This window comes from Myroides marinus (assembly GCF_900109075.1).
GTDB lineage: Bacteria > Bacteroidota > Bacteroidia > Flavobacteriales > Flavobacteriaceae > Flavobacterium > Flavobacterium marinum_A.
In genome coordinates this window covers 1-10,799 of record NZ_FNYS01000040.1, presented here as the reverse complement: position 1 = coordinate 10,799, position 10,799 = coordinate 1, and the positions used below count along the sequence as shown (strand labels likewise).

The window sequence follows — 10,799 nt, the reverse complement described above, 5'->3', positions numbered from 1 at the left end:
GAAGTTGTCATTTCAAACACAATCATAAATGCTTTTTGCAAACCAAATTTGACTTTGTGAAATAAGGTATTAGCCGTTGAACTCTCAACATGTTCACAATTATAACAATAGTATGAATGATTAGTTTTTAAACAACCTTTTTGGTGACCACATTTTACACATGTAAAACCGTTTGACCACTTTATTTTGCTTAAATAAGCTTTACAAGATTCGTCATCTGGTAGTTCTTTTACTAAGTTCAGAAGGTTTTGACCCTTAAAAATTTCCATACTATTGATTTTAAGATACTAAAATACGGAAGTTAATTTAATAACTCAATAATTTTAATCTCTTTTGACTCCTCAAAATAATAATTAAAATCGTTGTTAATTAGACAAACTTTCTCATCCAATAACAAATTTGTGACATTTATTGTTGGAATAGATAATAAATTATGCCTTAATAAATTACTCCTTCTTAATTTGACAGCAATATTATTGACTTCCTTAAAAAAATACTCTCTCTCTTCAAAGCTTAAATATTCTATTTTTAAAGTAGGATTAAAAGCCAAAGCACTAGCTAAAGCTACTCGCAAATTTGACACAAGAGTTTCTTTCAATACTCTTTCTTTTTTGCTATCTGTTTTTGTGATTTTGTTGATTGCTTCTTGAATATTTCTCGTAAATTTAAGTAGTAAATCTCCTCTATTACTAATAACAAAATAAATTGCTACTTTCTCCCAAAGTGTATAAAGCTTTATTGCTATTTCACCTTGAAAAAAGGTTAATATTTGTTCATTAGTATATTTATCTTCATCTTTAGTACCAAAGCTTTTAGCAAAAATTTTCTTTGCTAAAAATTTTGACGCACCATACTTATTTTCAGCAAAATCACTTATACTACGAAATTTATTAATTGAATCATTATATTTGATATCAAAAGCTTCTTCATCAAATTTCTCACTTATCTGATCTTCATCAGGTAAAAAACGAAACTCACTACGCTGCTCTTCTATTTTTTTCTTAAATATCTTTATCAAAGCTTTTGATCCTTTATAATTAATAGAATGAATAACAACCTTTGACCCTTGTATTTCTAATTTAGAATAATCTTTTTCATCTCCTTCACAGTTAAAAATCTGATTAGCAAAAATGTATTCTATATCACTCTCAGCATAACATCTTCTTTCTTTTTTAGTTTGTGATTGTTTCTCTTTTAAAATACTTTTTTTAACAAATAGTTTATCTAGGATTATCTTCTTCCTTGATTTTTCATCACATTGATCTAAGTTATTCACATCTTTAAATACAAATATCAAATCATCAACATATCTCCCATAAAACAATGGATTTACATTCTCAATTACTGCCTTATCTAATGCATTCAAATAATAATTAGCTAGAATGCCTGATGGTAAAAACCCTATTGGCAATGAAAACAATTCCTCCTCTATTAAATCACTTTGCATTTCATATTTACAATAAACCTTTTTATAAAAAATGAAAATCGATTTTAGAGCTTTATTCAATAGTTCTCTTTTTCTAGAATTAGAATTAGAATTATCATCTACAGTCTGGCTTTTTGAATCTAAAGAACTACCTTGGAAATAAATGAAAGGAAAAACATCTTTATCTAAATCTATCCTTACAGAGTGAAAATAATTCTTAATATCCAAGCTTACCATAGTTACATCATGACTTTCATCAAGACATGATTCTGCAATATCTATAGCTCTATCTCTCCACTCTTGATACTGCATGAAATAGGGCTTAAATAATTTTAAGCTTTCTTTGTTTTGAACTTTATTTTCAAAGAACAAAGTACTATCTAATCTATTGGCATAACTATATTTAGTCACAGAATCATCTAAGAAACGACCACAATACATTATCCAAAGCACTCCTATAATATGGAGTTCAATATCCATATCAATAAAAAACGTCTCTCTCTCGACTACTATTTCCTTTAGATTAATTGCATTTGTAATAATATCAGTCTTAAAAGGTTTAAAGCTTTTGGGCAATAAAACCACATCAATCTTTTCAGACATATCTTTATCTTCCTCAAGATCTGAAAGATAACCACAAACCCTTTTACTTAATCTATCAAAAATTTCTTGTCTACTCAATTCTTTAACTTCTGAAGCCCTGTTTTCTTCTTCATTATTTAGAAATACTTCACCTTCAAAATCTGCAATTTTATTACGCATTAAAATATTAGTATTATCATAATAATAATGATGTTTAAGTTTCTTATATGCTAAAAAAATTTCTTCCTTTTTAAATAATTGTTGTTTCATACTTTTAACTTATTAGCTGATAACAAATATACCTCCACTCTTCATAACTTTTTTACGTAATTCCGTAAACAACAGTATTTAATGAGTGAGATATCAATGAGAAATGAACAATATCTACTTACGGCATAAAGTGCATTAACAAGTTTGGGTGACACGCAAGGTATTGCGTCTGTACCTTGAAATAGAAGGGTCAGCACCAAATGCATATCTTATAAATCGTAGAATCTTATAACAAAACCTGCAGACATACATAATCCGTCTCTACTTTGATATACGAGATGTGCGCCTGTAATTAATAAGTGATGTACTAATCTACGAGTGAGATGTCTCCTATCGTCGACATGACACCGAAGGAAAAATCAATGAGGAATGAACAATATCTGCTTACGGCATGCAAACATACACTATGTGACACGGATGATAATCCGTTTCTACTTCGATATACGAGACTTACATAATTTCTCATTCTTCATTCCTCATTGTCAATTGTTAATTGCCCATCACTCCTACTTTCAGGGTGTATTGCATCTGTATTTTTTTCCCTTTTAGAGAAGCAGGTTCCCAGGCGTTCATCGTTACCTTATCGATCAGTTGGATAAGGTTGATGTGTTCGCTCTCGTCGAAGTCACTGCGCATTACCTCCGTGTATGACGCTGTCCCATCAGGCTCTATCATAAAGTCAAATATTACCCAACGGTCATAGTCCACGCGCTTATCAGCGTACTTCTCATTATACGCCTTAGTGAAGTTGCGAGAGAGTTGCTCTAAGCTGATTCGTGAGCGCACTGGAGTAGCCTCCTTGCTATAACTCTTTGTCGTTTGTTCGCGATTTTGAGGAGTGTTAGACTTCTTGTCTTGTGCTATACCCTCAGATATAGACAGCAGTGATAACACACCTAACGTTAGTAGTAATCTCTTTTTCATAAGCAATTTATTAATTTGAGTATTAAACGCTTAGTGCTGCCTCAATATTGTTTATATCTGGAGACCATCCCCTCCTCATCACAATTCTTTTGCATAACATTGTATTAGTATCCTAAAGATGCATTATCTTTAATCTAAGACACTTAATCAACTATAATTATGAAGCGACTTATACTACTAACAACATTGTTATTAGCTACGACTAACTATGCACAAAAGATAAACAAGGTTCCCTTATCTAGTATAGAGTCATTATTTATAGATGTACAGGCACATTACGCAGAAGTCCATTCTAATCAGCTAAATCTCTATGTGAATTACGGGCAAGAGTCTAACTCTCTACCTCCCTCTGTGGAGTATCTCTTAACGGATGATGACAACACTGCCTTAGTGTTTGATAGTGAACGACAAATCACTACTTATTTTCGCAAGTTGGGTTATGACCTGATCAAAACGTATAAACACGAAAGGTCTCCTATAAAGGGATTCAAGTTTAGCAAGGTGAAACCAAGTGCTAACAAATCTACAAATCAAGATACCCTTACTAATCAAAAACAATAGTATAAACGAGGCATTGTGGTCTCGTTTTCTATTTAGACTTTCTTTGCTTCATTATGACCTCATTTGGAGATAATGCCTCAACCTGGTTTTTTTGATCATTTTTGCACTTTGAATTAAATCATAAAACATTAATATTCAACATATAACAATATTTAATTTTCGATTTGTTTTGATACTGTTCGGTAATTCCCTGTGTTTACTTGGGTTAGAAGGCTGTTTTCAAAACCGTACCCAACTCGTACCCAAAGGATCTACTATCTAAACACAATTTTGAAACGAGTCAAATCTACCTCAACAAACAAAAAAAGAACGATACAGCTCACCTCCCATATCGCTCTAGTACACGTCTAGTATCTACTGATAGCCTCTAGTACCTCCTGTTCGTCCAGATTAGTGTATTCACAAAACTCTATATAGCTCACATACGCCTCCTTCGGTTTGCGGTAGACTTCCTTAATCTTGCGCAACAATCTCAGTGAGGTACTATAACTCTTACCTGTGATAAGCATTACGTCTTTTGGGTAAATGCAAAATCGGATTGGTTTTCTTCTCATAACAATTTCTATTTTTTATTTGATAGCAATATAGCATAAGCGGTCAAAAACTTCATTCTAGTCCACTTCTAGTCCATTTATTGAACACTTACTGACGCTAGATTAGCAACACTACCCTAGTATCGAAACAAAGTAGAGATAAAATGCTTTCTAATCTTATTTGAATTCTGTCATTTTGGAGCTAAAAAAGATTACAATCAGTATAAACACAAAAACATTATTCTCAAAAAAACGAGTATACATCACACCTTAAACAAGCTTACAACTTTGTACATTTAGAAACTGAACAGTATCGAAACTTTGTTTATATTTTATATTTATTACTCAAACATCTTTCTTAATTTTGAAATCATTAGCGAACGATATATCCCTAAAAAAATAGACTATGAAAAACATTAATTACATCAAGCATCTCAACTTTTGGTTCGAAATACTAAAGGATAATCCTGCTGTAAGACCTACACATATCAGCCTATATATGGCTCTTTTTCAACAGTGGAACAGCAATCATTTTGCTGAATTCTTTATTATCTATAGAGCGGATATTATGAGTATTAGCAAAATAGGTAGCAAGACTACTTATGCGAATTGTCTGAAAGATATGCACGACTGGGGATGGATAGTCTATCAACCTTCACAATCTAAGTTTGGGCAGTCCATGGTTAAGATTATCTACACTGTAGATATTGTCAACTTACACAACAAGGTTAAAGGGACAAAAACAGATGTAACTAGTCCCAAAAGTGGGACACGATACGGGTCCACTTCTAGTTCCGAAAATGGGACACTAGGCGGTACCACTTCTAGTCCCAAAAATGGGACGCTATCGGTACCACTTTCGGAACACCTATATAAAACTAATAAACAAAAACATTTAAATATAAATAATTCAATAATTTCAAAATATGATGAGTCTCTTTAAAACGAATTTGGAAGACACATACAACTTGGTCAATACAACTAAGCAGTATAATTTTAATACTTGTCTGTCATTCATCCTCGAGAGAGGAAAGAAGTTGTACGGAGACGAGTTTATCATTAATCAGTTTCACAAAGATGCCTTGTACAAAGTGCTTATTTATGCCATCGAAGACCCTGCTACACTAGACCGATTAGACATGTCTCTAGACAAAGGCTTGCTACTGATGGGTGCTCCTAATAGTGGTAAAACTGCTGCATTGCAGTTGGTAAAACCTTTCTTTAGCCGCAAGAAGCAGTATGATATCAAGACTTGTCGCTCACTAGTACACGACTTTATGCAAAGGGGATTTGATGCGACTATCGGTTTTGAGAACCTCAACGCCAAGCCATTTTGCTTAGATAATCTGGGTAAAGAACAACTCGCGAAGCACTACGGATACTCTTGTGAAGTGGTGAATAATATCATAGAGAGTCATTACGAACAGCGTTTTGATCAGAGCTATCCGCGTATACATATCACTACATCCTTATCTCCTACTGAGATAGAGGATAGGTATGGACAACACTTTCGCAGGATGCTACAGCAGATGTTTAATGTCGTGGTGTTTAAGTGAGGGATAGTTGACGGTTGACAGTTGACGGTTAACGGTTTTGCCTTCGGCATGAGGAATGAACAATGAGGAATTATGAAAGATGATTATCAGGAGGGGTTAATCCGTGATATCGAAGACACAATAGTTATCTTCAATAGTTATCTTCAATAGTTATACATTGTGGTAGACGTAAAGTCTCTACTGTATATTCTCAACAACACATTCTTCATTGTTCATTCTTCATTGTTCATTCCTCTTATTTTCCTTATCGGAACAGTCACAATTCTTGTCTTGTTTAACGAAGAAGTGATATTCAAGATTACGAGAGTCCTCTGGTTTATAATAACTCTTTACATGAGTATATCCCTTTGTGTATAAATAATTATATAATGCCAGTTTAGAATTAAATATCATAAGTATATCTGCATCATCTGTAAGATAGAGCTCATTAAGAGAGTAGTATTTTTTTCTATCTTGTCCGTAGTCAACTATGACATTAAAACTAGGTTTAAAATTGATAGGAATCATAGCTACTTCTATATAGCCTGGATTTACATCTACTAAAGGTATTTTATTTATACGTTGTGCCTGTATATACAGACTTATAAACATAAGAAAGATGGTAAGTATCTTACGCATAATTATTTATTTTAATTATTAAAAATATAGAATATCAGTCTCCGCCACCTCCACAGCCACCACAGCTACTTCCGCATGAACTATCACTTCCGCATGAGCTTCCTGAATCACTACTACAGGAATTAGTAGAACTATCTGATGATGAGTCTAAGTTGCTCTTTTCGGCATACTGGGTATTGGCTAAGATCACTAAAGAAAGTAAAGAGACTTCTAAGGCAGTATTTCCACCTAGAACATAAGACCACTGCCAGTTCTCTTTTTGTTTCTTAGGAATAATGGTTTCACTATAAAACTTGGTTATTCCCTTAGGTATATCTATCTTCATTAGGCTACCAATAACACCTACTGCACATAAAGCAATAACAACAGTCAAAATACTAATAAATAATATGGGTTTATCTCTACTTATCCCAATAATAACACGCATTAGTGTCAAAAAAGTTAGCCCTCCTAAAACAAGTATGTTGACAATCAAGACTTGATTAAACTTATTAGACATAAGCAAATAATCAAGGAGCTGTTGCATAGAGGTCTTTTGGTTTGTGAAGACTGTTTTTCTCTTAAGTATATCTATTAACTGTAGATAGCTTCTTACGTCCGTATCTCTTAGCTCCTTTAATACAATAGCTTGTTCTCTATTCTGAATAATCTTATCGTGTATATACTCAATATTTTTAAATGCTCCTATTTTTATATTTTTCTGCTCAATTAATTCATTAAAGGTTGCTATGACTCCTTCTTTTACATCTTTATGATTTAAGTAAAGCAACTCATAAGGGTGCAGATCAAAAATAAAAGAGGATGAACTGTTGTACTTAATTATATCGTAAATCTTAGATTGATTATAACGCTGTATTAATACAATAGCGGCTATAAAAGCAAAAATAAAGAAGAACATAAAAGCCGTACTGCTAATATGTATATACACGGGACGCAAAACAAAGAATGCAAATGGAATAAGTACAAAAAAAGTAATAACGCTAGAGCGTATAATACTCATGGGAGGTTTATTAGCCTTCTTAAGTTTTAAGGTATCATACATCGTGCTATATTCCCATATAGAGGCAGGCTGTTCTCCGAATGTTTCGTTATAGAGCTTAGTAGTTAGCTCTTTAGCTTGTCTAAACTTCTCATAGTCGCTTCGATTATGTGTAGAGGGAATATGCTGTATGTCTTTGCCTAGTAATTTACAGAATTCATTATAAGACTGGGTGAAGATAAGATGCTGATGCCAGACTATATCTACAATCTCTGATGGTGATACCATCTGATTAGAAGTAGCTGCTAGATACATGAATTTCTTATACTCTAATATAGCTAGTGCTGTGAAGTTCTTTGTCCATAGGTTCTCTTTAGCTAGACGCAATACAAATCCGTATTCGTCTGTCCATTTGTCTAACTGAAAGGCTTCGACTTTATCCCAAAGTTCTTTGTTCATCTTTATACTATTTCGATTTATAGAATTGGGGAGTTCTATTGAATTATAAATAAAAATACGAAAAAAGACTATTGAAGCCCTAAAATCATCTGGGTTATTACTAATTTATATCCACAATAATTATACGTTGTGGTAGACGTAAAGTATTATGTCTATACTGTATGTTCTGAACAACACATTCTTCATTCCTCATTCTTCATTGTTCATTCTTCATTGTTCATTCCTCATTCCTCATTGTTCATTCTTCATTCTTCATTGCCCATTGAAAACGTTCTACTTTGTTAATTATTAATCGTTACTTTGTGTAGGCTTAAAAAAACAGCGTAAATAGTATGGCGAACAAACCTCGTATAGCGTTATTTATAGGAATAATCTGTATCTCGATATTCCCTGTGATAGTAAAGTTAAACTTGACTCCGAGTCTTATATCTGCCTTTTATAGGATGGCGATAGCGGCAGTATTCGTAGTGCCTTATGCAATCTTCACTAAGCAGATGAAGCTATATGATATGAAGACGATGATACTGATTGTACTATGTGGGATATTCTTTGGGTCTGATATCGCTGTGTGGAACTATGCGATACAGGGTTCTTCTGCTACACAGGCTACGCTACTGACTAATCTAGCTCCAGTATGGGTGGGTGTAGGTAGTTATTTATTCTTAAGCACTAAGCCTACGTCTAACTTCTGGATAGGTACTGTATTTGCCATCACTGGTATGGTAGTATTGATAGGTGTAGATGTGTTCTTAGACCTATCTTTTGACTTGCCTTTTGCGTGTGGGATACTATCAGGGATATTATATGCGTGCTATATTCTGATGAGTAAAAAGGTGCTGTCATCTGTGAGAGTAATTCCGTTTATGACTTATAGTTTATTGGTTTCTTCTGTGTTCTTAGGAGTAGTTAATATCTTTGCGGGATCTCCATTTACGGGATGGTCTAACGCGGGGTGGACTACACTAATCATACAAGGAATCATCTGTCAGCTGCTAGCATGGCTGCTAATTAGCTATTCTACTCAGCATATGCGTGCTACACGTGTATCTCTTAGTTTACTCAGTCAGGCGTTATTAGCTGCAATACTGGCTTGGGTATTCTTAGACGAAAAGATTACGTTACAAATGATTGTGGGTGGGGTAATAATCTTATTAGGAATAGGAATTACATTTATAGAAAAACCTATTATCGGGAAAAGTAAGGGTTAAGATAGCCTTCTGTTGTTGAGGTCAAAACTCTAGTATTTCAGTTGTTTATTATCGTGTATTTTCATAACTTTCAGGTAGTTAACTTCTAATATATTATAGTTATGAAAATAGATTGGTATACTAAAGCTGTTCTTACTGTTATCGCTACTTGTCTAGTGATATTAGTGTTTAAAGATGTCTCTATCATCACTCCTGCTCAGGCGAACACTCCTGCTAACTTAGTTCCAAATACTAACTATGGATTAGTTCCGCTGAATGAAGATGGATCTATGAATGTGCGTGTAAATAACTTCGATGAATATGCTAATGATGTCAATGTTCGCTTTAATGATGAATTAAAGGTGCGCATCACTAACTCTGAGATAAAGACTCAAGTAACTAGTGGATTTAGAGAAACGTTTAAGGTTAAGATAGAGAAATAAAATAGTTAGGCTTAAAACCATACTTTGCTATTTACCCAGATAATTCTAATACCTAGTCCGATAAATACTAATGAAGCTATTACCTTGATAAAAGTAGAGGCTAAAAAACCTATAAAAGAACCTACAGCTGCTTTAAATGCTCGCTGTACATCATCACTTTTATAAATAATCTCCCCTATAAATGCTCCTACAAATGGGCCTATCAAAAAGCCTAAAGGGATAGGTGTGATTATTCCTAGTACTAGTCCGATATTAGTACCCCAGACTCCATACTTGCTCCCACCGAACCTCTTGGTTCCTTGGGCAGGAATGATATAATCTAATATCGATATGGCAATCATGACAATGAAACTTGCCCATAGGATATAATAGTTCATCTCTACTCCTGATGTTAGGTATAGACATAAGATACCTACCCAACTAACAGGTAGTCCTGGAAGGGCTGGTAGTACACTTCCTACTAATCCTCCTATCAATAAAACAATAGCTACTATTAATAATATATATTCCATCTGTATTTTTCGTATTTTTGACAATTAAAGATACAATAAACGGTGTTATGAAAAAATTTATATTGTCTTTCTTCTTTGCAACAGCTCTTATCGGCTGTCAAACTAAATCTAATCCTAGAATGGATGAGGAGATTATGCTTAAAGAAGAATTGGACAAGATAGATTGGACTAAAGTGGATACATACCCTACAGTAGACTTATGTGATACTATCACAGATATACAGCTAAAGAAGGAGTGCTTCTTTGATTATGTAACGCAAAACTTACAGGTGAGACTTAATCAAGATACGATAACGGGGAACTTCGATAATCTGGATACACTAAAAATACTAGTGACTGTACAACCTGATTCTAAGGTAAAATTCCAATTATACGAAATACCTGATAGTTTACAAGGAATGACTAAGGCTATCGATGAGTTCTTACAGAGACAGAGTAAAGACTTCTCTGTGGTACATCCTGCTCTTAAAAGAGGGGTACCTGTAAAAAGCCAATTCGTAGTACCTGTACAGTTGAATAAGCAATAACTATTTTTTTGTGATTTCGTTGTTTTGTTTTTTTGTTGTTTGTGAATTCGGGATAGTTACACCTTTCCCTCAAACAACATTAGAATAAAATAGCTCAAGATCGGGAGACTTTGCGCAGCGTACAACCGCTATAATTATATCTTACTTCAGACAATATTAGAATAAAATAGCTCAAAGTCGGGAGACTTTGCGCAGCGAACAACTACTATAATTATATCTTAC

At 33.7% G+C, this 10,799-nt stretch carries 13 protein-coding genes; 6 read left to right on the top strand and 7 right to left on the bottom strand.

Annotation, left to right across the window (positions count from 1 at the left end; translation table 11 throughout):
* The 3 genes from BMX53_RS18610 to BMX53_RS18600 form a co-directional block, all read right to left on the bottom strand.
* Positions 1-269 (bottom strand): transposase (locus BMX53_RS18610; protein WP_143061464.1); only part of this gene is annotated, 269 nt, incomplete at its 3' end.
* 32 nt (positions 270-301) lie between these two features.
* Complete coding sequence (locus BMX53_RS18605; RefSeq protein ID WP_074748443.1) at positions 302-2,278, bottom strand: RNA-dependent RNA polymerase family protein; 1,977 nt, start codon at positions 2,276-2,278, stop codon at positions 302-304.
* A gap of 489 nt (positions 2,279-2,767) precedes the next feature.
* Positions 2,768-3,202, bottom strand: a complete 435-nt coding sequence (locus BMX53_RS18600) for a hypothetical protein (protein WP_038987241.1) — start codon at positions 3,200-3,202, stop codon at positions 2,768-2,770.
* Between the two features lie 159 nt (positions 3,203-3,361).
* Here BMX53_RS18600 and BMX53_RS18595 point away from each other — a divergent pair, with 159 nt between their 5' ends.
* Entirely contained in the window at positions 3,362-3,763 is a 402-nt protein-coding gene (locus BMX53_RS18595; RefSeq protein ID WP_074748440.1) for a hypothetical protein, read from the top strand.
* Positions 3,764-4,110: 347 nt separating this feature from the next.
* On the opposite strand, the gene BMX53_RS18590 is transcribed toward BMX53_RS18595, so the two are convergent.
* Positions 4,111-4,317 (bottom strand): hypothetical protein, encoded by a 207-nt coding sequence (locus tag BMX53_RS18590; RefSeq protein WP_074748438.1) that lies wholly within the window; start codon positions 4,315-4,317, stop codon positions 4,111-4,113.
* 385 nt (positions 4,318-4,702) lie between these two features.
* On the opposite strand from BMX53_RS18590, the gene BMX53_RS18585 reads away from it, so the two are divergent.
* Together BMX53_RS18585 and BMX53_RS18580 are read left to right on the top strand one after the other, a co-directional pair.
* Positions 4,703-5,239 carry a hypothetical protein gene (locus BMX53_RS18585; protein ID WP_074748435.1) on the top strand — a complete coding sequence of 179 codons (537 nt, stop codon included), beginning with the start codon at positions 4,703-4,705 and terminating at the stop codon, positions 5,237-5,239.
* A complete protein-coding gene (locus tag BMX53_RS18580) occupies positions 5,223-5,852 on the top strand; it encodes a hypothetical protein (RefSeq protein WP_052243581.1) in 630 nt (209 codons plus the stop codon). The genes BMX53_RS18585 and BMX53_RS18580 overlap by 17 nt, the downstream gene beginning before the upstream one ends.
* 219 nt (positions 5,853-6,071) lie before the next feature.
* Here BMX53_RS18580 and BMX53_RS18575 read toward each other — a convergent pair whose 3' ends face one another.
* Both BMX53_RS18575 and BMX53_RS18570 read right to left on the bottom strand, forming a co-directional pair.
* A complete protein-coding gene (locus tag BMX53_RS18575) occupies positions 6,072-6,470 on the bottom strand; it encodes a hypothetical protein (protein WP_074748432.1) in 399 nt (132 codons plus the stop codon).
* Between the two features lie 34 nt (positions 6,471-6,504).
* Positions 6,505-7,908: a glycine-rich domain-containing protein gene (locus BMX53_RS18570; RefSeq protein ID WP_074748430.1), complete on the bottom strand. Its 1,404-nt coding sequence runs from the start codon at positions 7,906-7,908 to the stop codon at positions 6,505-6,507.
* A gap of 332 nt (positions 7,909-8,240) precedes the next feature.
* On the opposite strand from BMX53_RS18570, the gene BMX53_RS18565 reads away from it, so the two are divergent.
* Both BMX53_RS18565 and BMX53_RS18560 read left to right on the top strand, forming a co-directional pair.
* Positions 8,241-9,116: a DMT family transporter gene (locus BMX53_RS18565; protein ID WP_063175446.1), complete on the top strand. Its 876-nt coding sequence runs from the start codon at positions 8,241-8,243 to the stop codon at positions 9,114-9,116.
* Between the two features lie 101 nt (positions 9,117-9,217).
* Positions 9,218-9,538 (top strand): hypothetical protein, encoded by a 321-nt coding sequence (locus tag BMX53_RS18560; protein ID WP_038987235.1) that lies wholly within the window; start codon positions 9,218-9,220, stop codon positions 9,536-9,538.
* 11 nt (positions 9,539-9,549) lie between these two features.
* Here the strand turns inward: BMX53_RS18560 and BMX53_RS18555 are convergent, their stop codons facing one another.
* Entirely contained in the window at positions 9,550-10,050 is a 501-nt protein-coding gene (locus BMX53_RS18555) for a DUF456 domain-containing protein (RefSeq protein WP_074748427.1), read from the bottom strand.
* 47 nt (positions 10,051-10,097) lie between these two features.
* On the opposite strand from BMX53_RS18555, the gene BMX53_RS18550 reads away from it, so the two are divergent.
* Complete coding sequence (locus BMX53_RS18550) at positions 10,098-10,577, top strand: hypothetical protein (RefSeq protein ID WP_038987233.1); 480 nt, start codon at positions 10,098-10,100, stop codon at positions 10,575-10,577.
* Positions 10,578-10,799 lie beyond the last annotated feature (222 nt).